Source organism: Bradyrhizobium sediminis, assembly GCF_018736105.1.
Classification (GTDB): domain Bacteria; phylum Pseudomonadota; class Alphaproteobacteria; order Rhizobiales; family Xanthobacteraceae; genus Bradyrhizobium.
Genome location: NZ_CP076135.1, coordinates 3,987,613 through 4,012,973, shown reverse-complemented (window position 1 = coordinate 4,012,973; position 25,361 = coordinate 3,987,613). Strand labels below are relative to the sequence as shown.

General features: G+C 61.6%; 21 protein-coding genes. 8 read left to right on the top strand and 13 right to left on the bottom strand.

The features are described 5' to 3' along the window. Positions 1-190 precede the first annotated feature (190 nt). Entirely contained in the window at positions 191-940 is a 750-nt protein-coding gene (locus KMZ68_RS19275) for a Crp/Fnr family transcriptional regulator (protein WP_215616401.1), read from the top strand. Positions 941-972: 32 nt separating this feature from the next. On the opposite strand, the gene KMZ68_RS19270 is transcribed toward KMZ68_RS19275, so the two are convergent. The 7 genes from KMZ68_RS19270 to KMZ68_RS19240 all read right to left on the bottom strand — a co-directional run bounded on the left by KMZ68_RS19270 (position 973) and on the right by KMZ68_RS19240 (position 7,425). Continuing rightward, positions 973-1,638, bottom strand: a complete 666-nt coding sequence (locus KMZ68_RS19270) for an ATP-binding cassette domain-containing protein (RefSeq protein ID WP_215612762.1) — start codon at positions 1,636-1,638, stop codon at positions 973-975. Continuing rightward, on the bottom strand, positions 1,635-2,384 hold the full coding sequence (locus KMZ68_RS19265; protein ID WP_215612761.1) for an ABC transporter ATP-binding protein: 750 nt from the start codon (positions 2,382-2,384) through the stop codon (positions 1,635-1,637). Before KMZ68_RS19265 ends, KMZ68_RS19270 begins: the two co-directional genes overlap by 4 nt. Beyond that, positions 2,381-3,373 carry a branched-chain amino acid ABC transporter permease gene (locus tag KMZ68_RS19260; RefSeq protein ID WP_215612760.1) on the bottom strand — a complete coding sequence of 331 codons (993 nt, stop codon included), beginning with the start codon at positions 3,371-3,373 and terminating at the stop codon, positions 2,381-2,383. The genes KMZ68_RS19265 and KMZ68_RS19260 overlap by 4 nt, the downstream gene beginning before the upstream one ends. After that, positions 3,373-4,269 (bottom strand): branched-chain amino acid ABC transporter permease, encoded by an 897-nt coding sequence (locus tag KMZ68_RS19255; RefSeq protein ID WP_215612759.1) that lies wholly within the window; start codon positions 4,267-4,269, stop codon positions 3,373-3,375. The genes KMZ68_RS19260 and KMZ68_RS19255 overlap by 1 nt, the downstream gene beginning before the upstream one ends. A gap of 141 nt (positions 4,270-4,410) precedes the next feature. Further along, positions 4,411-5,721 (bottom strand): ABC transporter substrate-binding protein, encoded by a 1,311-nt coding sequence (locus KMZ68_RS19250; protein WP_215612758.1) that lies wholly within the window; start codon positions 5,719-5,721, stop codon positions 4,411-4,413. A 152-nt stretch (positions 5,722-5,873) separates the two neighbouring features. Next, positions 5,874-6,650 (bottom strand): cyclase family protein, encoded by a 777-nt coding sequence (locus KMZ68_RS19245; protein ID WP_215612757.1) that lies wholly within the window; start codon positions 6,648-6,650, stop codon positions 5,874-5,876. Positions 6,651-6,693: 43 nt separating this feature from the next. Next, positions 6,694-7,425, bottom strand: coding sequence for a molybdate ABC transporter substrate-binding protein (locus tag KMZ68_RS19240; RefSeq protein ID WP_249779408.1), 732 nt, complete (start codon positions 7,423-7,425; stop codon positions 6,694-6,696). Between the two features lie 55 nt (positions 7,426-7,480). Here KMZ68_RS19240 and KMZ68_RS19235 point away from each other — a divergent pair, with 55 nt between their 5' ends. Beyond that, positions 7,481-9,001, top strand: coding sequence for a class I adenylate-forming enzyme family protein (locus KMZ68_RS19235; RefSeq protein WP_215612756.1), 1,521 nt, complete (start codon positions 7,481-7,483; stop codon positions 8,999-9,001). Positions 9,002-9,026: 25 nt separating this feature from the next. After that, positions 9,027-10,019, top strand: a complete 993-nt coding sequence (locus KMZ68_RS19230) for a tripartite tricarboxylate transporter substrate-binding protein (RefSeq protein WP_215612755.1) — start codon at positions 9,027-9,029, stop codon at positions 10,017-10,019. A 20-nt stretch (positions 10,020-10,039) separates the two neighbouring features. On the opposite strand, the gene KMZ68_RS19225 is transcribed toward KMZ68_RS19230, so the two are convergent. Together KMZ68_RS19225 and KMZ68_RS19220 are read right to left on the bottom strand one after the other, a co-directional pair. Then, on the bottom strand, positions 10,040-10,765 hold the full coding sequence (locus KMZ68_RS19225; RefSeq protein ID WP_215612754.1) for an outer membrane protein: 726 nt from the start codon (positions 10,763-10,765) through the stop codon (positions 10,040-10,042). 200 nt (positions 10,766-10,965) lie between these two features. Then, the gene (locus KMZ68_RS19220) at positions 10,966-11,946 is read right to left on the bottom strand and encodes a Bug family tripartite tricarboxylate transporter substrate binding protein (protein ID WP_215612753.1); all 981 of its coding nucleotides are present in this window, start codon (positions 11,944-11,946) and stop codon (positions 10,966-10,968) included. 327 nt (positions 11,947-12,273) lie between these two features. On the opposite strand from KMZ68_RS19220, the gene KMZ68_RS19215 reads away from it, so the two are divergent. From KMZ68_RS19215 to KMZ68_RS19205, 3 genes are all read left to right on the top strand, one after another. Continuing rightward, a complete protein-coding gene (locus tag KMZ68_RS19215; RefSeq protein ID WP_215612752.1) occupies positions 12,274-14,382 on the top strand; it encodes a molybdopterin oxidoreductase family protein in 2,109 nt (702 codons plus the stop codon). Between the two features lie 72 nt (positions 14,383-14,454). Beyond that, entirely contained in the window at positions 14,455-15,237 is a 783-nt protein-coding gene (locus KMZ68_RS19210) for an enoyl-CoA hydratase/isomerase family protein (protein ID WP_215612751.1), read from the top strand. Positions 15,238-15,545: 308 nt separating this feature from the next. Next, positions 15,546-16,514, top strand: a complete 969-nt coding sequence (locus tag KMZ68_RS19205) for a Bug family tripartite tricarboxylate transporter substrate binding protein (protein WP_215612750.1) — start codon at positions 15,546-15,548, stop codon at positions 16,512-16,514. A 6-nt stretch (positions 16,515-16,520) separates the two neighbouring features. Here KMZ68_RS19205 and KMZ68_RS19200 read toward each other — a convergent pair whose 3' ends face one another. The 3 genes from KMZ68_RS19200 to KMZ68_RS19190 form a co-directional block, all read right to left on the bottom strand. Further along, on the bottom strand, positions 16,521-18,152 hold the full coding sequence (locus tag KMZ68_RS19200) for an alkaline phosphatase family protein (protein ID WP_215612749.1): 1,632 nt from the start codon (positions 18,150-18,152) through the stop codon (positions 16,521-16,523). Positions 18,153-18,350: 198 nt separating this feature from the next. Beyond that, entirely contained in the window at positions 18,351-19,799 is a 1,449-nt protein-coding gene (locus KMZ68_RS19195) for a glycosyltransferase family 2 protein (RefSeq protein WP_215612748.1), read from the bottom strand. A 61-nt stretch (positions 19,800-19,860) separates the two neighbouring features. Continuing rightward, positions 19,861-22,236 (bottom strand): putative nucleotide-diphospho-sugar transferase, encoded by a 2,376-nt coding sequence (locus KMZ68_RS19190; RefSeq protein ID WP_215612747.1) that lies wholly within the window; start codon positions 22,234-22,236, stop codon positions 19,861-19,863. Positions 22,237-22,511: 275 nt separating this feature from the next. Between KMZ68_RS19190 and KMZ68_RS19185 the strand changes: the two genes are divergently transcribed. Next, a complete protein-coding gene (locus KMZ68_RS19185; RefSeq protein ID WP_249779407.1) occupies positions 22,512-23,342 on the top strand; it encodes an ABC transporter permease in 831 nt (276 codons plus the stop codon). Further along, positions 23,339-24,127: an ABC transporter ATP-binding protein gene (locus KMZ68_RS19180; RefSeq protein WP_442780719.1), complete on the top strand. Its 789-nt coding sequence runs from the start codon at positions 23,339-23,341 to the stop codon at positions 24,125-24,127. The genes KMZ68_RS19185 and KMZ68_RS19180 overlap by 4 nt, the downstream gene beginning before the upstream one ends. Before the next feature lie 6 nt (positions 24,128-24,133). Here the strand turns inward: KMZ68_RS19180 and KMZ68_RS19175 are convergent, their stop codons facing one another. Next, the gene (locus tag KMZ68_RS19175; RefSeq protein WP_215612746.1) at positions 24,134-25,132 is read right to left on the bottom strand and encodes a glycosyltransferase family 2 protein; all 999 of its coding nucleotides are present in this window, start codon (positions 25,130-25,132) and stop codon (positions 24,134-24,136) included. Positions 25,133-25,361: the final 229 nt, after the last annotated feature.

Genomic DNA, 25,361 nt, shown 5'->3' with positions numbered 1-25,361 from the left:
CCTGCGCCTATCTAAAATTGTTCGTTTAACATTCACGCCCTTGACGTGTAAGACTTTGAAAGGTCATGGTCATAATCAGGGCCCTTTCTTGCCGTGCGCTGCGCGCGGGAGTATAAATTACAGGTGCGGCGGATGATGGCTCTCTAGCCTTGCATTGAGCGCGACCCGCCGATCAAGGGCAACTCAGCAGATGGTCGTGACCGGCGTGCCCCAGGACGGAAAAGCTGCATCTCGGCCGGTTGCGAGCAGCAAGCTGGCGGTGCTGCGCAAGCATCCGATTTTCTGCGATCTTGACCCTGAGGCGCTCGACCAGCTCTGCCGTTACGCCAAGCACGCGACACTGAAGCGCGGAGCCACGATCTTTTCCAAGGGCGAACCCGGCACCAGCATGTTTGCGGTGATCAGCGGCACGGTAAAGATCAGCACCTCGTCCCCCGATGGCCGCAGCGCGATTCTGAACCTGATCGGCGCCGGCGAGATATTCGGGGAAATCGCCGTGCTTGACGGGCAGGCGCGGACCGCCGACGCGACGGCCAATACCAATTGCGAGATCTTCATCATCGACCGCCGCGAATTCGTTCCGTTCGTGAAGAGCCAGCCGGCGCTGGCGATGAAATTCATCGAGCTGCTCTGCACCCGTCTGCGCTGGACCAGCGAACAGGTCGAGCAGATCATCCTGCAGAACCTGCCGGGCCGGCTGGCCAACGCGCTGCTTCGCCTGACCGAGAAGCACAAGCTCGCGCCCGGCGGCCGCACCATCGCCGTTACCCAGCAGGAAATCAGTGAAATGGTGGGTATGACCCGGGAAAGCATCAACAAGCAGTTGCGGGTCTGGGCCGATCGCAGATGGGTGCGCCTCGAACACGGGGCCATCGTCGTGCTGGATGCCGAGCCGCTGCAGGCCCTGGCCGAAGCGGGATCGGACGACAGCGGCGATTAGCGCCAAGGCGCCGATCGGGATGATCGCGCGGGTTATGCCGTCGCGAGGTTGGCGCCGCGCTCGATCGTGAACTCGACGTCGATCAGCCCGCGCGAATGGTTCATATCGGATTGCGACATCAGAAGCGTGAGGTCCTTGCCCCTGAGCGACGCCAGCACTTCGGACAGCCGCTCGGAAAGCGCCGGCGCTATTCCCTCGAACGGCTCGTCGAGCAGCAGGCATCTGGTGCCGATGGCGAGCGCGCGGCCGAGCGCTACCAGCTTCTGCTGGCCGCCGCTCAGCAGCAGCGCCTTGCGATGGCGCATCTCCGTGAGTTCGCCGATCGCTTCGTAGACGAAGTCGAGCCGGGCCTTGCGGTCGAGGTGCTCGGCGACCCACAGCGGCAGCAGGATGTTCTCCTCGACGGTGAGTTGCGGCACCAGGCAGCGATCCTCCGGCATGTAGCCGATCCCGAGGGCGGCACGGGCGTGGCGCGGACGTGCGGCCAGATCGGCGCCTTCGAACCGCACGGTGCCTTGCGCCGGCTTCAGATGACCCATGATGGAGCGCATCAGCGTGGTCTTGCCGGCGCCATTGCGGCCGACCAGGCTGACCATGGCGCCCCGCGTCACCTTCATCGAGAAGCCCCGCAGCGCCGGCATCGACTGGATCTCGACGACCAGATTGTCGATCTCGAGCAGGGGAGGCGCCGCGTTCATTGTACGCCCCCGGTAACGTAACGGCGCACTTCCGGATCCTTCAAGACGTTGCGCGGATCGCCGTCGGCGAGAATGCGGCCCTGGTAGAACGCCACCACGCGGTCGGCGTAGCGGCTGACGATTTCCATGTCGTGCTCGACGAAGACGATGGTTGCGGCATCCGGCGCAACGGCATGAATCACGCGGTCCATGGTGGCGAACTTCTCTTCCGCCGACACGCCGGAGGTCGGCTCGTCCAGCAGCAGCAGTTTTGGCCGGCGCACCAGCGCCATGGCGATGTCGACCAGCTTGCGGACGCCGCCCGCAAGTTCCGAGATCGGCCGGTCGGCCATCTCGGCCAGTCCGAACCGCCCCAGCAATTCGAGCGCCTTGTCGTGACGGCCGTGCGCCTCCGCGGGCGAAAAGAACGACAGCGAATGCGCGCCGACGCCGGAGATCGCCACCGCCAGGTTTTCGGCCGCCGTGAGCTCGATGAACAATTGCGGAATCTGGAATGAGCGGGAAATGCCGAGCCGCGCCACGTTCCGTGGCGAGCGTCTGCCGATGTCCATTCCCTCGATTGCGATTGAGCCGGAATCGGGTTTGAGATAGCCGGTGACCATGTTGACGAAGGTCGTCTTGCCGGCGCCGTTGGCGCCGATCAGGCTGACCCGCTGGCCGGCAGGGATATCAAGGCTCAGGGCGTCGGCGGCGACCACCGCGCCAAAGCGCTTTTCGACCCCGCGCACGGAGAGGACAGGGGTCACGACGCCGCCCCTTCCTCGGTTGCGACCGACGTTGTGGCCGTTGCGCGGCGCTTTTGCCGCCGGTTCCTGATCCAGAGCGAGCCGATACCGCGGGGCAGAAACAGGATGACGCCGAGCAGGAAGAGGCCGAGCACGAGCTGCCAGGTGTTGGGTAGATACAGGTTCGAGAACGAGCGAACCAGTTCCAGCGCCATCGAAGCCACGAACACCGCGGCGACGCTCTGATATCCCGCCAGCACTGCGACGAACACGAATTCACCCGATGTGGTCCAATAGGCGAATTGCGGATCGATGTGTCGCTGCGCCATCAGGGCAAAGGCGCCGCTGGCGCCGGCGAACACGGCCGCAATGACGAAGTTGATGGTGATGACCCGGTTGGCCGAAATACCCAGATACTCGACCCGCAGATTGTTTTCGCGAACCGCGAGGCTGGCAAGCCCCAGTTCGGAACGGAACAGGATCGTCGCTGCGATGCCGGCGAAGCCGGTGGTGACCACCGAGACCGCATACAGCATGAAATCCGCCTCGCGGGTGTCGGTGAACACCATGCCGAACAGGCTCGGCCGGCCGACGTTGAAACCATCGGAGCCGCCGAGCGCGGTGGTCTTGACCAGCGCGCCGTAGAGCACCATCGATAGCGCCAGCGTCAGCATGCCGAAGAAGATGCCGCTGTAGCGGGCAATCAGGGGGCCGATCACCAGCCCGAGCAGGCCGCCACAGACGGCGCCGATGATCACCTGCGCCACCGCATCGGTTAGGCCCCAGGCGTTGGCGATCAGCGCCACGCCATAGCCGCCGGCGGCAAAGAACAAGCCCTGGCCGAAGGAGACGTTACCGGTGCGCGCCAGCACCACGATGCCGAGCGCGATCAGGGCGTTGGAGGCGGCGATGGTCGCGAGCGACAGCGTCCATGTCGGAAGCACGCGGCCGAACAGCGTCACGGCTGCCACCAGCGCAATCATCACGAGCGGGTGCAAACCTTGCTTCATCAGATTCGCCTCGCGGTTTCGCGCGTGAACAGGCCCTCGGGACGGAACATCAGAACCCCGGTCATGATCAGGTAGATCATGAACAGCTCCGCCTGCGGCATCAGATGCACCGACGCCGCGCGCGCCAGTCCGACCAGGACCGCGCCGACCGCCGCACCCTCGACGCTGCCCAATCCGCCGATTACCACGATGGCAAAACTCAGGATGATGACATCCGAGCTGAGGCCCGGCTGCATTGAGATTTTTGGCGCGGTCAGCGCGCCGGCGAGCGCTGCGAGCAGCACGCCGAAAGCAAAGGCGACCGCGTAAACCCGGTTTACCCTCACGCCCATGCTGACGCTCATTTCCTCATTGTGGATCACGGCCAGCACGATCTTGCCGGTGACGGTGCGATTGAGGCCGAACCAGACCGCAAGCCCGATAACGGCTGAAATCGGTATCAGCACCAGGTCGTAGCCGACGTAGTACAGACCGCCAAAGGCGACGTTGCCGAACAGCTCATAGGGTTGCGTCGCATAGATCGGGTTCACGCCCCAGATCAGCTTGGTGACGTCCTCGAGAATGAGAAACACCGCATAGGTTACCAGCAGCAGCACCACTTCGTCGCGGCCGTAAAACATTTTCAATAGGCCGCGTTCAAGCAGGAAGCCTACTGCTGAGGCGATCAGGGCTACGGAGACCAGCATCGCGACAAAGCCGACGCTGGGCGGAAGGCTGTGCGCCGCCACCATGGTCACCGCGGTCGCCGCGATATAGGCGCCGAGCGCGTAGAAGCTGCCATGGGCGATGTTGAGAATCTTCAGCACGCCGAATACCAGCGTCATCCCGAGGGCAACGATGAAAAGCCAGGACGCCTGAATCAGTCCGTCGACCACGATCGTCAGAAAGAAGTTCATCTGTGATTTTTTCGTACCGGACGTTGCGGGGGCTGACTGGGGAAGCGACAACGCTGATCGGATGCCGCAATAGTGGGGGGAGGGGGCGGCGCGAGCTTCGCACTCGCGCCGCCTCAACCCGCATTCAGATGCGGATACCCGTCAGTTGCACTTGGCGCCTTGCATGCCGCCCTTGATCCAGTCGAGCGACTTGACGCCCGGAGGCGGATTGACGCATTCGGCGGGGAAGTAAAGGACATCGACCAGATCGACCCGCTTCAGGTCCGGATTGTACTTGGTGCGGCTGAACGCGATTGACTGAATCGCCTGATGGCCGTCGGCGAGCTTCATCTGGATGAGCCCGCCGGGCGATTGCCATTCCAGCCCGGTCATCGCCGCGACCAGTTCGTCGGACGAAGGTTTCTTGCCGCCGTTCTTGGCCATGGCCTTCTCGACCGCCGCCTTCAGCCCGAGGATCGACTGCGTGATGCGGTAGGCCGCCTGCACCGGATAGACGCCATTGGCAGCCTCGTAACCCTTGAACAGCCAATCGTTCAGCGGCGACTTCTGCGACATCAGGCCGTAGGCGCCGCGCGCGCCGATGATGGTGCCGTCGGGCATCTTGTCGCCGAGCGGCGGCAGCACATGGTCGGCGGCGCTGAACACCAGTTGACTGCGCTTGGGCAGACCGCGGGGAGCAGACTGCAGCACGAAAGCCTGCAGATCGCCGCCCCACAGGCTCGAATAGACCACGTCGGAGCCGGCACCAACCAGTGCGGAGATTTCGGTGCCGTACTGGCCTGCGCCGAACTTCGGCAACAGGTCGGTCGCGAGCTTGACGTTGGGATAAAGTTGTTGGGCTGCGGCGACGAAGTCGGCCCGGCTGTCCTGGCCCCAGGCGTAATCCTGGTTGATGGCCGACAGCGTGTCCATCTTGACGTTCTTCGCCTTCATGTACCTGACGAGGCCGACATTATCCATGGTGGCGTGCGAGGCGGTGCGAAACACATAATTGTATTTCGCTTCCTCGAAAATGCGTGGCGTGCCGCAGTCCATCAGCACCAGCAACTTCTTCAACTCTTCGGCAATCGGCGCGACTGCAAGGCAATCGCCCGAGCTGATATAGCCGAGCACGGCATCGACATTGTCGCGCTGATAGAGGTTGCGCAGTTCCTGGACCTGCTTGGTGGCGCCGCCGTTCTCGTCGATGATCACGGGCTCGATCTTCAAGCCGCCGAAGCCGACCTTCTGGTAAGGAGCGGGGGCCGCACCCTTGTTCAACTGGTCGATAACGAACTGGCCGCCATTGCGGGCCGGCACGCCGAAGCTGTCGGCGGCGGGCCCGGACAGGAACGTCACGATGCCGAGCTTGAAGGTTTCTTGGGCGGATGCCGGCGCCGCCAGGGCGAGCGCAGTTGCGGTAACAGCAGTCAGCAGTGTGGCAGCGCGGTGAATCCGCGAAAATTGGTCCATGATTCTCTCCCTTTTTATTGCCGGCGGTTGAAGCCACCCGTTCGACCGCGCCGATTGTCCCCGGCGTCGGCGGTTATGGCCGCGAGTTTAGGCGGGCTTTTCCGGCGCGTCTATGGAGGCCGCCGGTTCAAGAGGTTTACCGGCTGCGGCATCTAGCCGTCGAGGATCGCCACCGCCCGGGTCCAGCCCGCCGAGGCTCGCTCGATCTTGACCGGAAAGCACGACACGGTGAAACCGGTCGATGGCAATTGCTCCAGATTGTGCAGCTTTTCGAGATGACAGTAGCCAATGTGCCTACCAGCCTTGTGGCCTTCCCAGATCAGGCTGGCGTCCTTGGTTTCAGCGTATTTCTTCGCGGTATAGATGAACGGCGCATCCCAGCTCCAGCCGTCGATGCCGGTCAGCCGTACCCCGCGCTCGAGCAGGTACATCGTCGCCTCGTAACCCATGCCGCAGCCGGAAGTGACGTAGTCCGGCCTGCCATATTTGGCGCCGGCGCTGGTGTTGACCACGACGATCTCCAGCGGCGACAGCGTGTGGCCGATGCGCTTCAGCTCGTTTTCGACGTCCTTTGCGGTTGCGACATAGCCGTCCGGTAAATGACGGAAGTCCAGCTTCACGCCGGGCTGCAGGCACCACTCCAGAGGCACTTCATCGATGGTCCATGAGCGCTCGCCGCGGTTCATGGTCGGGTGAAAGTGCCAGGGCGCATCGAGATGGGTGCCGTTATGGGTGGAGAGCTGCACTTGCTCGACCGCCCAGCCCTGTCCATCCGGCAAATCCTCAGCCTTCAGTCCGTCGAAGAACTGCAGCATCCGCGGCAGCCCCTGCTGGTGATCGATGTACTGGATGGTGGGGTGTCCTCCAGGAGGATCGGCCGGCACGTCGTTCTGCAGCGGCACGGAAATGTCGATCAGCCTTCGCGCCATGGCGCTTCCTTTCGGTGTTCTTGTTGTCCGAATTGTCGCGTCGTTAGTTCCGGACGTCAAGAAAGCCCGCTTCGATGCGCAATTGGCGCGCATCGACCGCCGTCAGCAAGTCAATCAGGCGCTGCGCTTGTGGTGCCGCAGCGGCCCGCGTAGTAACCGCCGCCGTATACACGGTCGCGAGGTCGCAGCCCATTGGCAGCGATCCCGACAGGGTGACGCCCTTCGTGCTGATAATCTCGGTCGATTGCGTGCAGCCGATCGGCCTCGCGGCGTCGGATAGAGCCAGATGGCGCATCGCGGTAGCGCCGTTCGGAAAGATCCTGAGCCGGGAGGCCACCTCATCGGCAATGCCGAGTTGCTGCAGCACTTTGGCGACATGGATCCCGGCCGTCGACGCCTTGGTGTCGGGGACGAAGATCGCATCCGCTGCAAGCAGCGCGGCGCGCAAGCCCGCGGCATCATTGACCGTAACCAAGGGATCGCCGGACCGCACGGCGATCGCGGTTTCGACCAGACCGATGTCGGATATCGAGGCGGGGACCAGCCAATTCTCCTGCGCCAGTTTGGTGACGATAGCCGATGTCAAAATGACGATGTCGGCCGGCATGCCCTGACGCAGTTTGTCGGCCATGGCGCCGACCGCGCCAAACTCGCCCGCGATGTCGAGACCGGTCTGCGCCTCGAATTTCGGTGCAAGGCTTGCGACCAGGCCCTGCGCCGCGCCGCCGCTGAGAACGTTGAGTGCCATGGCGTCAATTGCGCGCTCGGCCTGCATCTGCCTTACCTCCAGATATTTGCTTGGGCAGAAATAACATGAAACAGGTAAAGGGGTGTTTGACCTGACAGATATTTTGTTTGACTATTTCTTCCCACAACTCGGGCGAACGATATCCATCGTGAATATTGCCGACGCTTTTCAGTTCCAGGCATTCTATCATCCGACCTCGCTCGCCGTTTGCGTGCCCGGCTCGCACTACGGACCCGTCAGCTTTGGGCGCCTGCAGGCGATGTCCAACGCGATCGGTTGGCGCTGCCTCGCAGCAGGACTGAAGGCGGGCGAGATCGCTGCAATCCTGTCGAACGATCCGGTCTTCCATCTGGCCACAATCCTCGCGCTTGAGCGAATCGGCGTAGTGTCGGTCTCGACGGGGCAGCCGGACCTGCCGGACGAATTCACCATCGATGCGGCAATCACGGATACGCCGCAAGAGATCATTGGCTGCGGGCGGGTGTTGAGAGCGGATTGGAGCTGGACGATCGGCGACGACAGGTCTCTTCCCCGACATGACGACGTCGGAGGATACGGCACCGCGGCGGCGCGCATTGTCTTGACGTCGGCGACGACCGGCGATCCCAAAGGCATTGCGCTGACCCAGGAAATGCTGGTCAGACGTATTCATGCATGCGACGCCATTTTCGGCGACGTCGTTCCGACTTGCGCGCGCATTTTCATCGATATCGGGCTCACCACAAGTTGGGGCTATTTGTGGGCCATGAAGGTCCTGACGCGCGGCGGTGCGGTATTCTTTCGCGGCTCGGATCCCGCAGAGACCCTGCAGGCCTTCGGGCTTTACCAGGTCCAATGCATGATCGGTTCGCCTGCCAGCGCCGCCGAGTTCGTCGGCTATTATGAGAACTCTCCGGATTTTATCTGCCCGTTTGAAACCATGCTGTCTTCGGGGGGCATGCTCTCGGCGACGCTGTCGGAACGCATTCGCAGGCGGATGTGCACGCATCTGATTGCCACCTATGCTGCGACCGAAATCACGCCGCTAGCCTCCGCGCCCGCGCACCGCATCGCAGATACCAGGGGTGCCGTCGGCTACATTGCCCCATGGATTGGCGCGGAAGTGGTCGACGACGCCGACCAGCCCGTGGGGGCAGGCGAGCAGGGGCACCTCCGTTTTCGTGGCCACACATGTGTCTCGGGCTACGTTGGTACGCCTCGTAATGCCAAAGGAGTCTTCAAAGGCGGATGGTTTTACCCCGGCGATATCGGCATGATTACGCCCGAACGCCTGCTCGTTATTGCCGGACGGGAAAAAGCGATCATCAATGTTGGCGGCAACAAGATTAATCCGGAAGCCATCGAGTCCGTCCTGTTATCGTATCCGGGGGTGGTGCATGCCGGAGCGTTCTGTCGCACCAATGTTGCGGGGGTCGATGAAGTATGGGCCGTGGTGGCAAGCCAGGCGGATGTCGACATGCAGGGATTGCGGGCGCATTGTGCACAGATGCTTCCTCCATTATTCGTTCCGGTCCACATCGTGAGGGTCGCCGATATTCCACGTAACGATATGGGTCGTATTGTCCGAAACAAACTCGACGGGATCGTGCCCGCCCATTCGTAGGCTCACCCGCGACAGGAGGGTCATCATGTTTCCGCGGCGTCTGCTTTGCGGTATTTTTTTCGCTATCGCCGTCTCGACCGTTTCGGTCAGTTTAGCCGACCCGCAGCGCGCGGCGCTCCAGCCGATCACGATCGTGGTGCCTTTCCCGCCGGGCGGGTCGACTGACATCGTGGCCCGGGTGGTTGCCGAGCACATGAGTTCGTCGCTGGGCACCAGCGTTATCGTCGAGAACGTCTCGGGCGCCGGTGGATCCGTCGGTCTCAGCCGGGTGGCGCGGGCTGCGCCCGACGATCGAAGGACATGGCTCGTCGTCAGCAACTGGACGAGCCATATTGGAAGTCCGGTCCTCTATCCGGTGCAGTTCGATATCGAGAAGGATTTCCAGCCGGTAGCGCGCCTGACGAGCGTGCCGCTGATGATGATCGGAAGTCCAAAAATGCCGGCGCAAGATCTGAAGGCTGCGATCTCGTGGCTCAAGGGACATGCCGACAGTGCAACGGCAGCCACCGTTGGTGTCGGCAGCGCATCGCAATTGTGCACCATCGATTTCCAGAACAAGACACAGACCAGTTTCAAGCTGGTGCCCTATCGGGGCAATGCGCCGGCCGTCCAGGACGTATTGGGGAGCCAAGTCGATATCATGTGCGGTGAGGCGTCCGGCATGTTGCCCCATGTCCGAGCTGGCACAGTGAAGGCATATGCCGTTATGGCCGAGAAGCGTTGGTTCGCGGCGCCGGATATTCCGACGAGCGAAGAAGCGGGTGCGCCGGGCGCGGGGATTACCTTCTGGCACGGCCTGTGGGCTGCCAAGGTTACTTCCCGCGAGACCGTTCTGCGCCTCAGCCAGGCCGTCACCGAGGCCCTCGCGGATCCGGTTGTGACACGCCGGCTAACCGATGCGGGGCACGAAATTCCGGCGAGCGATCAGCAAAGCGCCGCCGCTTTGGATACTCTCTTTCACAGAGAGGCCGCGAAATGGTGGCCCATCATCAAGGCAGCCAACATCAAGGCGCAATAGAGCGCAAACCGGCTTGGCACTTACCAGCGATAGCTGAGGGCCAAACGTCCGATATTGGCGGTGTTCTTGAATTCTGTCGTAAATGTTCCGGCTGGTCCGCAGCAAAACGGTTGGCTCGTAATGGTGCTACGCGAAGTGCCGAGATCAACATGCATCGCCTCGGCGCGTACGGTCCATTTTGACATCAGCATCAGCTCAATGCCGCCGCCAAACACGTAGCCCGCCTTTGTGCCGCTCGTGCTGAATTGGGAGTCGCTGAACCTCGCATCGCCCCAGCCCCAATGGTTGTCAACCTGTCCGACGGCTAGGCCGGCCGTGCCAAAGATCATGATTTGGTCGAACGCGATGCCGACGCGTCCGCGATAGGTCGATAGCCAAGTCAGATCGTTGGTGGCCGAAACGCGGCAAGCCGGTCCGCAATTGATGGCAAGCGTATTGGGCGGCGTAAAGGTGCTTGATGAACCAATGTAGTTCAGATCAGTCTCCACGCCGAAGACAAATCTGTTGATCTGCCAATTGTAGCCGGCTTGGCCACCAAAGCTGGCGGTGGCCTTGTTCGAATTGAACCAAGGTGAGACATAGGGCGTGCCGCTCGAGCCCCAGCCGTTGAGGTCGGTTGTGGTGGCCTCGTGAAAAGCGCCGCCAATGTTGGCGCCAACATAAAAACCCGTCCACGAGACCGGGGGTGCCCCAGCGGCCTGCGCGTTGGTCACGCCCGCAAGAACAACCGTCGAGGCCGTGGCCAAAACCCAAGGATTTCGCACAATAAATTCCTCCAATAACTTTTTAAGCTACGTGCCGAATCTGAGATCGTCAAAGGGCAGGTTCCGGATTTTATGAGGGTGTTGCATTAGGGCATCATACCCAATTGGGTCGCGCAAGGGCTGAGGATCGTCGTCTCGACGCCATTGAGGCGGAAATGAACGCCAGGCATCGGGCTTGCGGCCTATTGCGGTTTGTCGGCTAATTTCTTCACAACATCGGCCCACTTCACAATATCGTCGCGCAGATATTTGTCGAACTCTTCGGGGCTCATCGACATCGCCACCGCGCCCTGTTGAGCCCAGAGCTTGACGATATCCGGCCGCTTGATCGCGGCGTTCACCGCGGCATTCAGTTTGTCGATGATCGGCTTCGGTGTGCCCGCGGGTGCCATCAATCCGAGCCAGATCGTCGTCTCGTAGCCGGGGACGCCGGCCTCGGAGGCCATCGGCAGATTCGGTAGCACGCTCGATCGTGACTTGCCCGTCGTGGCGAGTGCGCGCACCTGGTTTCCAGCGACATTTGGGGCCATCGCCGGGACCGCGTCGATCATCATCTGCACCTGTCCGCCGATCACGCCGCTACGCGCTTCGCCGCTGTTGCGAAAGGGCACGTGCACGACATCGATGCCGGCCATGGCTTTGAACAACTCGCCGGCCATGTGGTACGGCGTGCCCTGGCCGGACGAAGCGTAGTTCAGCTTTCCCGGCTGCGATTTGGCGAGCGCGATGAATTCGGCCAGCGTCTTGGCCGGAACTTGCGGATGCACCACGATCACGAGGTCGGAGTAGTTGACCGGCGCGATCGGCGCGAGATCGCGCATCAGTTCATATTTGCGGGTCGGCACCAGGGATTCGTTCGCGGTCTGGGTGTTCGACATCATCAACAGCGTATAGCCGTCGGGCGGCGACTTGACGGCTTCGACGGTGCCGATCACCCCGCCGGCGCCAGTGCGGTTCTCGATCACGAAAGGCTGGCCGAAACTCTCCTGCAGGATGCTGCCGATCTGGCGCGCCGTCACATCGGCCGGGCCGCCAGGACCGAAGGGAACGATGATCTTGACCGGTCGCGTCGGATAATCCTGCGCCACGCATTGCGTCGCAACAAGAACGGGGATCACGAGCAGAGCTGCCGCCAGCGCGAGCGCATACTTTCGGCCCGTCATTTCAACCTCTCAACCTCCCGAAATCGATCTTGTTCTGTGTTGGCCAAGTCTAATCTAATCTGATCAGGTCTGGCGGCAATGGCAATGAGCTTCCCGCAATAGACTCAATATGCGCTCCAGGAATAAAAGAGCAGATCCGGTGTACGGACGTCATCCCGAACCTGCGGATAGAATGAGCCCATGAAAATCCGTATCAGCGGCCAGGCGATCCACGCCAATGGCTGGGCCTATCTCGGCGCGTAATGCATGGCCCACGCGCGGTTTTTGCCGGCGCTTGCCGGATAAATGCGCTCGGCGCTCCCGATTTTTGATGCTAGCAATCGGGACATGAACCAGCAGACCAGAATCGACATCCGGCATTCCACCTGTCCGCACGACTGCCCGTCGGCCTGCGCGCTCGACGTCGAGGTGATCGATGGTTCCTCGATCGGCCGGGTGCGCGGCTCCAAGCTGCAGACCTATACGGCGGGCGTCGTCTGCGCCAAGGTCGCGCGTTACGCCGAGCGCATCCATCATCCCGAGCGGCTGACGCATCCGCTGCGCCGCACCGGGCCGAAGGGTTCCGGCCAGTTCGCGCGGATTTCCTGGGACGATGCGCTGGACGAGATCGCCGATCGCTTCAACGCGGCCGAGCGCGAATTCGGCGCCCAGTCTGTCTGGCCCTATTACTATGCCGGCACCATGGGGCTGGTGATGCGCGACGGCATCAACCGTCTGGCTCACGTGAAGAAGTATTCCCGCTATTACTCGACGATCTGCGCCAACGTCGCCCGCGTCGGATTTGCCATCGGCACCGGCAAGATCGCCGGCGTCGATCCGCGCGAGATGGGCGTCTCTGACCTGGTGGTCATCTGGGGCACCAACCCCGTCAACACCCAAGTCAATGTGATGACGCACGCGATGCGCGCCCGCAAGGAACGCGGCGCCAAAATCGCGGCGATCGACATCTACAACAACGACACCATGAAGCAGGCCGACATCAAGATCATCCTGCGGCCCGGCACCGACGGCGCCTTTGCCTGCGGCGTCATGCATGTGCTGTTCCGTGAAGGCCATGCCGACCGCGACTATCTGGCGCGGTACACCGATTGTCCCGGCGAACTCGAGGCCCATCTTGAGACCCGCACGCCGGAATGGGCGTCGTCGATCTGCGGCGTGCCGGCTACGGAGATCGAGGCCTTTGCCCGCGCCGTCGGGCAGACCAAACGCACCTTCTTTCGTCTCGGCTACGGTTTCACCCGCAGCCGCAATGGTGCGGCGCAGATGCACGCGGCGCTGTGCATTCCGGCGGTGACCGGCGCCTGGCAGTACGAGGGCGGCGGCGCGTTCTTCAACAATTACGCGATCTGGAAGTTCAACGAATCGATCATCGAAGGGCACGACGCCATCGACCACTCCACGCGGGTGCTCGACCAGTCCAGGATCGGGGCCATCCTGACCGGCGACCCGGAAGCGCTTCACAACGGCCCGCCGGTCAAGGCGATGCTGATCCAGAACACCAATCCGATGACGGTGGCGCCGGAGCAGGCGCTGGTGCGGCAGGGTTTTGCGCGCGAAGACCTGTTCATGGCGGTGCACGAGCAGTTCATGACCGAGACCGCCGCCATGGCCGACATCGTGCTGCCGGCGACGATGTTCATGGAGCACGACGATCTCTATTACGGCGGCGGCCACCAGCATATTTCGGTCGGCGCCAAGCTGATCGAGCCGCCCGGCGAATGCCGCTCCAACCATGAGGTGCTGCAGGGGCTCGGCCGGCGTCTCAATGCGGTGCATCCCGCCTTCGACATGACGGCGCGCGAATTGATCGACGCTACGCTCAAAAAGAGCGGCCATGGCGACATTGCGACGCTGGAGGCCGAGCTGTGGCGCGATCTGCAGCCGGATTTCCGCACCTCGCATTACCTCGACGGTTTCGCGCACAAGGATGGCAAGTTCCATTTCAAGGCGGACTGGGCGAACCCTCCGTTCGGCATCAAGGGTATGGGGCCGTGGCAGCAGATGCCGTCGCTGCCGGACCACTGGACCATCATCGAGGAGGCGGACGCGGCGCATCCGTTCCGGCTCGCCACCAGTCCGTCGCGGAGCTTCCTCAATACCAGCTTCAACGAAACGCCGTCGTCGATCGCGCGCGAAGGCGCGCCCTCGGTGATGATCCACCCGCAGGATGCGGCTGCGCTCGGGATATCCGACGGCGACGCCGTCACGCTTGGCAATACGCGTGGCGAGACCACGCTGACGGCGAAGCTGTTCGACGGCCTGCGCCGCGGCGTGCTGATCGCGGAATCGATCCAGCCCAACAAGGCCCATATCGGCGGCCGTGGCATCAATATGCTGACCGGCGCCGAAGCGGTGGCGCCGATCGGCGGCGCGGCGTTCCACGACAACAAGGTCTGGGTAAAGAAGGCGGCGCCAGCCACTGCGCGCAAGAGCTGATCTCGCTTGCAGTCCACCGCTATACTGCCGCAAATGTTTGTGAGCACATGAGCGAAACAGGCGAGTGGGACAATGACCGACAATACCAGCGTGATACGCGAGAAGCGCGGACAGGCGTTCTGGATCACCATCAACCGGCCCGACAAGCGCAACGCCCTCAATGGCGACGTGATCGCCGGCATCGCCAGGGGCTATCGGGAAGCGCATGACGACAAGGACGTCCGCGTCATCGTCCTGACCGGCGCGGGCGACAAGGCGTTCTGCGCCGGCGCCGACCTGCAGAACAGCGGCGCCGCCTTCGCGATGGATTTTTCCCGGCCCAACGTCGATTACGCCGATCTCTTGCGGCTGTCGCAGAACGCCACCAAGCCGGCGATTGCGCGGGTAGGCGGCGTCTGCATGGCCGGCGGCATGGGATTGTTGTGCATGACCGACATGGCGGTCGCCGCCGGCAATGTGATTTTTGGATTGCCCGAGGTGAAGGTCGGCGTGTTCCCGATGCAGGTGATGGCACTGTTGCAGTCGATCGCGCCGCGCCGCCTTGTCAACGAGTGGGCGCTGACCGGCGAGCCCTTCGACGCGCACACTGCGCAGGCTGCCGGGCTTCTGAACTACGTGGTGCCGGCAACCGAGCTCGACGCCAAGGTTGACTGGCTGATCGGCCGCATCACCGACAAGTCGCCGACCGCGATCCGGCGCGGCAAGTACGCCATGCGCGCGATCGCCTCGATGTCGTTCGACGAAAGCATCGCCTATACCGAAAGCCAGATCGCGCTGCTGGCGATGACCGAGGACGCCAAAGAGGGGCTCAAGGCGTTCGGCGAAAAGCGCAAGCCGTCCTGGCCGGGGAAGTAGGGGGAGTTGCGATGCTGGAATAGTGCCGGTGATTTGCCCGACGTGTCAAAATGTTTTCACGGGCAAAGGATCCATCCCGGCGACCCCTTCTTACTTTGCATGGGGTTGTTTTCGATATTTTTGCTTGGGAGCGGGAACCGCGCCGGCCTTGCGGCCGGGAAGCGTGGCTGGCCGAGCGGTGGCTCGCGCGCAGCAGGGCGTTTGCACCCGTTGAGCGATCGCACCTTGCGCCGAGTCCAGTTTGGCCAAAGGCCAGTGAGTAGTCTAGTCTGCTGTAGTGGCAAAATCGCCTGCCGGGGAGGGGAAACATGGATCGCCGTAATTTCATGGCCGGGTGCGCCGGTCTGGCGTTGTCAGCCAGAGCGGTCGATGCGTTCGCCCAGTCGGGGCCGCTGACCAGGATCGTCTTTCCCTTCGCGGCCGGCGGCGGCGGCGACGCGCTTTGCCGGATCGTGGCCCAGCACATCGCCCCGCTGCTCGATCGCAACGTCATTGTCGAGAACCGCACCGGCGGCGACGGCCTGATCGGAATCAAGTCGGTGATGAACGCCAACCCCGATGGCAGCACGATCCTGGTCACCACCGGTCCGACCATGTACCTGCTGCCGATGGTGGAGACGGTGCCGAGTTTCAATACGGCGAAGGATTTCGTGCCGGTCTCGCAGCTCGTGCGCTTCGAGTTCGGCGTCGTCGCGAGCCCGACCATCGGTGCCAAGGACTTCAAGCAACTGGTAGCCTGGCTCAAGGCCAACCCGGACAAGGCCACCTATGGCGTGCCGAGCAACGGCACCATTCCGCATTTCACGGGATTGAAGCTGGAAGAAGCACTCGGCATGAAAATGACCCGCGTGCCCTATCGCGGCAGCGCGCCGATCATCAACGACCTGATCGGCGGCCATCTGCCGTTCGGCGTCACCACCATCGCCGACGCGATTCCGCAGCACCGCGCCGGCGGCGTCAGGATTCTGGCGGTGAGTAGTGCTGCGCGTTCGCCGTTCCTGCCCGAAGTGCCGACGCTGAAGGAGAATGGCATCGAGCTGGTCGCAGACGCCTGGTACGGGATGTGGCTGCCGGCCGGAAGTTCGCCTGTCTTTGCCAAGAAGTTGAGCGAGGCGGTGGCCACCGCGCTCGCCAAGCCCGAGGCCCGGGACAAGCTGCTGGCGATCGGCCTGATTCCGGTCGGGACCACGCCTGAAGGCCTCACCCAGGAACTCGCCGCCAACACCGCGTTCTGGCAACCGATCGTCAAGGCCTCGGGTTACAAGATCACCAATTGAGCGATCCTAGGCGGGCGGGACGCCGATCTTCTTCCGGATCGCCGACAGCTCCGCTTCATCCCAGATTCCGATCAGAATGCCGTTCCTGACCTGGAGCTGTTTCTCCGCATAGGCAGCGATCTTCTCAGTGCTGGTGGTGATGTGGCCCTTGGGGTGCAGCGCCCATTCGAACAGTGCCGACTGCAGCCGGGCGATCACACCGGCGCAGGACGGATCTTCGCCGCGGTCGGTCAATTCCTGCGGATCGTCCTGGAGGTCGTAGAGCATCGGCCGGAAGCCGGAGGCGTGGACATATTTCCAGCGGCCGTCGAACACCATGAACAGCCGGCACTGCTCGATCGGCTGGTTCAACTTCAGCCGGACATCCTGCATGCAGTAGTCATATTCCGAGAAGACCACTTTGCGCCAATCCGGCGGCCGCTCGCCGCGTAGCAGCGGCATCAGGGAACGGCCTTCCAGAATATGATCCGGCGGCTTGCCGCCGAAATAGTCGATGAAGGTCGGCGCCAGGTCGATCGCCTCGATCAGCGCATCGCACACCGTGCCTCGCGTGGCGTCGGCCGCGGTGGACGGATCGATCACGATCAGCGGGATTTTCGCGGAAGCATCGTGGAACAGGTCCTTCTCGCCCATCCAGTGGTCGCCGAGATAATCGCCGTGGTCGGAGGTGAATACGATCATGGTGGTGTCGAGCAGGCCGCGGGCTTCGAGAAAATCCATCAGCACGCCCATCTGGTCGTCGATCTGCTTGATCAGGCCCATATAGGTCGGAATGACTTTTACCCGCGCCTCGTCTCGCGACATGTTGCGGGAGTAGCGCATGTCCATGTAGGCGGCGAACACCGGATGCGCGGATTGCTTTTCCTGCTCCGAGCGCACCGCCGGCAGCACGTCGCCGGGCCCATACATGCTGGCATAGGGCTCGGGCGCAATGTAGGGCCAGTGCGGCTTGATGTAGGACAGGTGCATGCACCATGGGCGCCCGTCCGCTTCCGCCTCGGTGATGAAATCCATCGCGCGGCGCGTCATGTAGGGCGTTTCGGAATCTTCCTCCGCGACGCGGGCCGCCTTGTCGGCGTGCACCAGCAGCCAGCCGTTCTGCAAGCTACCGTCGTCGTCCGCGCCGGAATTGGCCCAGTGCTCCCACGGGTTGGGCGCTTCATAGCCGCGCTCGCGCAAATAAGCGTCGTATTTCGGGCGCGGCCTGCCGGTCGGATGCAGGCCGTCGTCGCGCTCATAGGGCTCGAAGCCGCATTCGGCCACATGCACGCCGATGATCGAGTCCGGCGCGATCCCCAGCATCTTCAGGCCTTCGAGGTCCGGCGTCATGTGGGTCTTGCCGACCAGCACGTTACGCACCCCGATTTTCCTCAGGTGATCGCCGAGCGTCGGCTCGCCGACGCGCAGCGGCCAGCCGTTCCAGTGCGAGCCGTGCGAGCGCATGTAGCGGCCGGTATAGAACGACATCCGCGAGGGGCCGCAGATCGGCGACTGCACATAGGCGTTCGAGAACCGCACGCCGCGTTTGGCCATCGCATCGATATTCGGCGTCTTCAGGGTGGGATGTCCGGTGCAACCCAGGTAATCATAGCGAAGCTGATCGCACATGATCCAAAGGACGTTCTTGGGAGGTGACATGGTCAGATACTTCCGCGGCTTCAGACGCCACGATGCTGCGATATTGCAGGCGAAATGACAATCTGCCTCAGGAATTTGGCTGCGCGTGAAATCTTGAGCCGTACGCGGGAGGGCGGCTGGCTGGGGACCGTAACGGCGATCGTTCGCGGGACCGGAATTTCTCGAGCGTCATCGATCGGAGCGCGGTTTGCTGCGGAATCATGAGATTAAATCAACCTGCTCGACAGGTAAGCCGAGTTGACGAGGGTCGGCGACGGCGATCAAGGGCAGGCACGTCCATCCCAGCCTGACGATTTGGGGGCGCGCCAAGTTGAAATCGATGTTGACCCGGTCTGCTTCGATCGACAGCTGGCTGGATGAAATGCGCGCGCCATCGATGTAAAAGCGAAAATCGGATCTCGCGTCCGTCAGGTCACGGACCGGAAGACAATCAATGCGTACTTTATGTCGCCCCGCGGGAGCGGAAATAACTACGGCCGCCGCCGTTTCGCTCCATCGAAACTGAATTCCCTGATGTCGCTCCAGTGGATAAAAGCCGGTGGCCTCAAGCGTGAAGGCATCAAGGCCAAATCCGACGTAGCCCGGCCGTAACGTCGCCTGTTCTTTCCGGTGTTGCGTCTCGATGGTCGCGAGTCGTTGAGCCCTGATCAGCGCCGTGACATACTTCGTGAATCGGTGGTTCAGCCATTTCCTGGAGCCGATCCAGATCGCGAGCAGCAGGACTATCCGCGCATATGCAGCGGCTGCCGCCGCGGAAACCCGCGCAATCCTGTCGCCAAAAATTGCGGGAATGATCCAGCGTCCGATCCGGATCATCGACCTCGGTAAATCGCGATATGACTCTCGAAGCGGCCACAAGCTTTGCACCGCAATGCGCACCACGGCGCGTGCCGTATCGCGGTCGAAATTTCCCTGGCAAATCCATTCTGGCGGAATCTCGAAGAGTCGGCTATCGCGGCCGTCGTGCTCCCGGCCAAAATAGCGCATTTCTCCGGTCACGAAATCGAGCGTGAAGGCCTTCAGATCGCTTAGCGATCCGGAATAGTAGTGATGGAATCTTGCCTTCGGAAAGTAGCCGAGTTTGTAACCGTGCTGAAAATAATCGGCGGCAAGCAGCCATTCGGCGAAATGTCCAAGGCCGCTTTGGAAGCCACCGCAACGTTCGTAAGCGTCGCGGTCGGTTACGAAGCACTGGTCGAGGATTTTGCGCCATGGATGAACTTGCATGGCATACGCGATATCTGCCTCGTACATACCTGCTTCGGCTTCGGATAGCCAGTTGTGGGTGGTCGGTATCGATAGGCATGAGAATCCGACCCAGTCGGGATTGGCATCAATAGCCTCCTGACAGAGTTCGAGCGCGTCCGGTTCCGGCCAGCAGTGCGCCTCCGTGAAAACCAGGTATCTTCCGCGCGCTCTCGCCGCGCCTGCAACGCACAAATCCATGTCATGTGTGCCGGACGAGAATTCCAGACGACATCCAGAAAGCTCATTCAGGAGCCCTGGTTCCTGAAAATAGTGGGGGACGACCAGAATGATTTCGTAGATGGATTTGTCGACGGTTTGAGCATTCCAGGCTTGCCAGCACCGCTTCCACTGGCCACGGTGAAATTCCAACGGGATGATGATTGAAAATAGCGGATCCAATGGGTCAGGCTCCTCCCGCGGGTGGTCGCACATGATCTGCGCTCTTGGGACGCGACACCGCCTAAACTCCGGACTTGTTGCCGGGACCAGCGCACTCAAAGCCAACGGAAAACAGCGGTAGCCCGAGACGGCGGCCATGCGCGTTATCGGCGGGCGGCTCGGCCAGCTCTTGCACGATGACGACGATATCGATTTCGCCGGGCGGTGGCGTTGGAGCCTTGATAACGATCTTCAGGTTTCCGGCCTCATCGAGCGCGATATCCTGTGGCGACAGCATCCGTCCTCCGGCCACAACAACGATGTCCGACACATTGATACCGGGGCGGACATTTCGTGTTTCGAGGGCCAACACTCCCTTGCCGGCAACGAGTGCAAGGCGCAGCAGGAAAACCGGCTGGGTCCAGCGAAAACCCTCTTCGCCAGGATGCTCCAGGGCATGCAGGCCGACAATGGCATGCTGACCGATCGTGGCGATCGGCCACCTTCGCTTGCCGACCCGGGTTTGCAGGGATGGCAATGGATTGCGCGCTATCCAATACATCTGCTCGGTGCGAATGAGGCGGCTATGGGCCGCAAGAAACCGTGTCCACCGTATCCCGTCCGTAACCGGCAGGCGCATCACCACTGTTTCATCTGCACGGGTTCGCATGGCGAGCAGCCTCGCCCGGCCTCGCAAGCCCATCGATGCTGCCGGCCAAAGGGCGCAGGTCTGCTTTAACAGCTGGAAGGCCTCGCGCGGCCGGTGCAGCGCCGCCACTACCAGACCAGCGATCATGCTGCGCGCTTGCCGCGCCGACACGATCATGTCTGGACCCTGACCCGGCGAGGGGCCGAAATATCTCTCGAAAAAGGCGGGATCGTTCGCTGTCCGTGCAGCCATCTCCCCGCGCACGTAGTTCGCCGTATCGTCGTGATGAGCTGACATCTCCCGCGCGTCGTCATGCATGATGACGGAGGTCGGGATCGCGGAAATGACATGACCGGACTGGTCCATGCGGGCGGAAAGCAGCGGCGGCGCAAACTGCCCGTATTCCGCCTCAAAAGGTCCGATCTCCTCGAAGACGTCGCGCCGAATTGCGAACGCCGTACGATGGAGGCGCGGCCACGTCGATCGGGCGGCCCAACCGGACTGGATATCGGCAAACCATCGCCGCATGAGGCCGGCGACCAGATGACCGTTGATGTTTTCGATCCGGAAATTGCAGGCTTCGCCGTCGGGGTTTGCCGAAATCCAGGCGGCGAGGGCGGACAGACTGTCGCGTTGGGGCACGCCATGAGCCTCGACAAAGAGCAGCCAGGGCGTCTTCGCTTCGCGCGCTCCGGCGTTCCAATGATCGGCCTCGCGTCCGGTGCCCGGCACGCGCAGAATGGCATCCTGGCTTCGGAGCCCCCTTTGCAGAGATGCCTCGTCGAGGTCCGCGTCGGTGTCAGCAACCACCACGACGCGGTATAATTTGCCGTCTAGGTCCTGCCTCTCGATCCAGTGCCGGACGCGCTCAGCGACATCGCCGCGGACATCGAAGACGGGGAAAATGACCGTGAACAACGGAGACGATTCCATATGCGCTGCAGCGTCGCGCGCGGCATCCGGCAGGGATTCCCCCGTTGTCGTCGACTGGTCGGCCGGTGGCGTTTCTCCGGCCAGCCAGGTGCCTGTGGCGGCCAGCAGCTTGCGCTTGTTGTCAATTCCAACCGTCCAGTTTGCGTGGAACACGAACGGCAGAAGCTCACCTTCCATCGGACACGGACACTCGCCGGCATTCTGCAAATTTCGGTAGCCAAGCCCATTCAGGAATAGCGCCTCGGGCAGGAAATACATATCGCGCAGCCATGTGACGTCGTCTTCGATGAGCTGTTGGCAGGCGGCCTGATCGTCGAGGCTGGCGCCGCCGCCGAGCTGTGTGGAGCGAAGCGCGATCAAAGCATCGAGAAAGGCGAACGCCGTTTCAGTTTTCGCAAGCGACACAAATCCCAGGCACAGCGCAGGCGGGAATCGAGGTAACCCTTCGGTCTGGATGGCGATTGGATAGACCATCGCCACCTGAATGAGATACGGAAGCGGATTCCTCATCCAGGAAACGTCCAGGTCCGCATAGACCACACGCGGGTGAATCCCAATCAATTGCCGAAGGAAAAGTATCTTCCTCCATGAAATATCGGTAAATGGACGCGATCCGAAGCGGGAATACTCCGTCATCCCGCCCGCGTTCCCGGAGAGTTCCTGGCTGGAGATTACCTGAATATCGGAGGAATGCGATCTTGCGACGCTCTTCACCGATCTCTGCGCATTGAGGGGGCAACCAACATGGATTTGACTGGCCTCGACGCCTGTCTGCAAAATTCCCTTAATGGCGTTTGACAGGAAATCTTCCATCCCGCGCGTGCAGAACAAGGCGACGACAGGCCTAAAATCCGTTGGGTGAACAGCGCCAGTCATGTAGTCTTTCCCAGTCCGTCAACAGCCGCAGTCTCGTTTCTTTCAAATCACTGGATCCGATGATTCCGGCCGTGTTGACCGGATGCCTGCATTCAGACCGATGTTCGTATCATCTGCAACCTGGATATGCGATGGCCGAAGAAAGAGACTGCGGCGATGGCGCCGCCGAGGCGGATGCGCGGGGTTATTGGAGCTGCTCTGTCGAGGTGATACCGGTATTCTTTCGACCTCAGCAAGCTTACTCGGGCCGGTATTGCTTGTGGTAGGATAGATTTTTGTTTCAGGGATCCGTGGTTGTGCTCGAAAAACGAAACCCAACCAGCCAGTTTAATCTCGCGATCGCCGACTTCGTGACCGCCATCAAGCTGCGGCCGCTTTGGATCAAGCTTGGCTGGAATGACATCCTCTATCGATACCGACGTTCCACGCTGGGGCCGTTCTGGTCAACGGCGAACACGGCGATCACGGTCATTGCACTGGGGGCGATCTACTCGCAGCTATTCAACATGCCGATCCAGCAGCTGTTGCCATATGTCTGTGCTGGACTGATTGTCTGGGGCTTCATCAGTTCGATCCTGGTAGACGCCGGCACGCTGTTCTCGAGCTCGGAGAGTTACATCAAGCAGATCCGCTTGCCCTATTCGCTTCACGCCTTCCGCTTTGTCTTCAGCAAGGCGATCCTGTTTGCGCATGATCTGCCGATCTACATCGCGTTGATCCTGTATTTCGAGGTTTGGCCGGGAGCGGTCGCGCTGTACGCCATTCCGGCATTTCTGCTGCTGGTGTTCAACGCTCTGCTCGTCAGCCTTGCCATCGGAATGGTTTCCGCGAGGTTTCGCGATATCCCCCGCATCATAACCAGCCTCATCCAGATGGCGTTCCTGATCACGCCCATCATCTGGGCTCCGGAATTGCTCGGCTCGCGTGTATATCTTGCCTACGCAAACCCGCTGTTTCACCTGATCGAGAGCGTGCGTGCTCCCTTGCTCGGCTCCCTGCCGTCCGCGCAAACGGTCATGGCGACGCTGGCGATGACGGCGGTAAATCTCGTTGCGACAACTCTGGTCTTTGTCCGTTTTCGCGCCAGGATTGCTTACTGGATATGAGTTCGATGATGTCTGTAGGAGAGCGCGAGCCGATCGTCAGCCTGGACCGGGTGTCGGTTTCGTTTCCGGTCTATCAGGGAGGTTCGCGTTCCCTGAAGAAGCGTGTGCTCTTCCATGGATCGGCGGGCAAGATCGGGCGCGACGCGAATCACAAGATCATTATCGAGGCGTTGCGCGAGGTGTCGCTTTCGCTGTCGGCGGGAGATCGGCTGGCGCTGATCGGGGCCAACGGCGCCGGAAAGACCACGTTGTTGCGGACCATGGCGGGAATCTACGAGCCCATCGAAGGCCGTGTCGTCACGCACGGGCGGATTTCCCCGATGTTCGACATCAGTCTCGGAATCGATGCAGATCTGAGTGGCTATGAGAACATTCGCCTGCGAGCCCTTCTGCTCGGGTTGTCGCCCGGCGCGATCGAAGAGCACCTGCCGGACATCGTCAAATTCACCGAACTCGGCGATTACCTCGACATGCCGGTGCGGACCTATTCGACCGGAATGATACTGCGGCTCGGTTTTGCGGTCGCGACGTGCTTCAAACCGGAAATTCTGCTGATGGATGAATGGATCCTGGCCGGCGACGCGCATTTCATGGGCAAGGCCGAAGCGCGGGTCCAGAATTTCATTGAGCGCGCCAGCGTGATGGTGCTGGCTTCGCATGATCTCAAGCTGTGCAGCCGCTGGTGCACCATGGGCGTCTGGCTGGATCAGGGCCGCGTCAGGGAGCTGGGGCCGATCGGCAATGTCATCAAGCAATACACGGAGTCGGTTGCCGAAGGGCAATAGCGCCGATCAATGTCTCAAAAGACCGAGCCGGTAGCTCCAGTGACAAATAAACTGACGTAGCAAATAGGGCGCGATCGCACGGGATATTTCGAGCTGGGATGGGACGTAGCCGAGGTTTCTCAAGCGCAGCCTCTGCATCTCCTTTCGTCCGAGTTCGTAGTTCTTGGTCGTCTTCTGGGCGTCATGCACGCGAAAGCAGGCGAGAAATCGTCGCGCTCGCGCGAACTTGAATCCTGCGGCTTGCGCCCGCAACATGAAGTCCCAGTCCAGCGCATAGTGAAAGTTGCGGTCCATCGGTCCGACGGCGTCCCACACCCGGCGGCGCCAGAACATGGTTTCCTGCGGAACATAGCCGGCATAGCGCAGCGCCTCGATACTATGCGCCGGCAAGATGGCGCGACCGATTTCAGAGCCGGCATAGTCGATAAAGATGCGATGCCCGTAAACAACGTCGATGTCGGGTCGCTCTGCGAAGAATTTGGCGACATAGGTCAATGCGCCGGGGAGCAGGATATCGTCGCTGTTGAGGTACGCCATGATGTCGCCGTCGACGCCGGCGAAGCCCTGGTTGATCGCATCGGACTGTCCCTTATCCGGCTCGCTGCGCCAACTGATCTTGTCAGCATAGCCTTTCAGGATAGCCACGGTGTCGTCCTCGGATCCGCCGTCCTGAACATGGTATGACAGCGCCGGATAGTTTTGGCCGATCACGCTGTCGATTGTCGCTGCCAGGAACTGGCCGTGATTGAAACTCGGAGTCACGACTGCGATGGTGGGAACGTGTTTTGGCAGACTTGGTGGCGCTGGTAGTGAACGCAGGTCGAGCGGGCGAGGGGAGTGCTGTTCGAAGGTCCACATCGGCGGACGCAACCAGAACCTGCGGAGGTGCGCTCGAGACCTTGCGTATGCCTCCTGCAGCTGGCTCTGGCTGGTGTCCAGGCCGTCCAGCCGCTCCTCGATCGCTTTCAGTCTTTCCAGCAATTCACGCTTGAATTCGTCGTCCATTCACTCAGTGTCCAGGAAATAAATACAGAATAACCATGAATAATATGATGAATCACATAGCCAGGCTACGGCCTGTGCGGCATCTTAGAGGCTTTCCAATAGGCAATCGATCTTGGCTCGCAAGACGCGACGGCCAAGCGTAACCAAAGGACGTGTGCCTATGGAGCGAGCCATCGCCTCCGGTTGACGGCGCGTATCGGATCGGCACGACAGCCGATCGTTCTTGCGG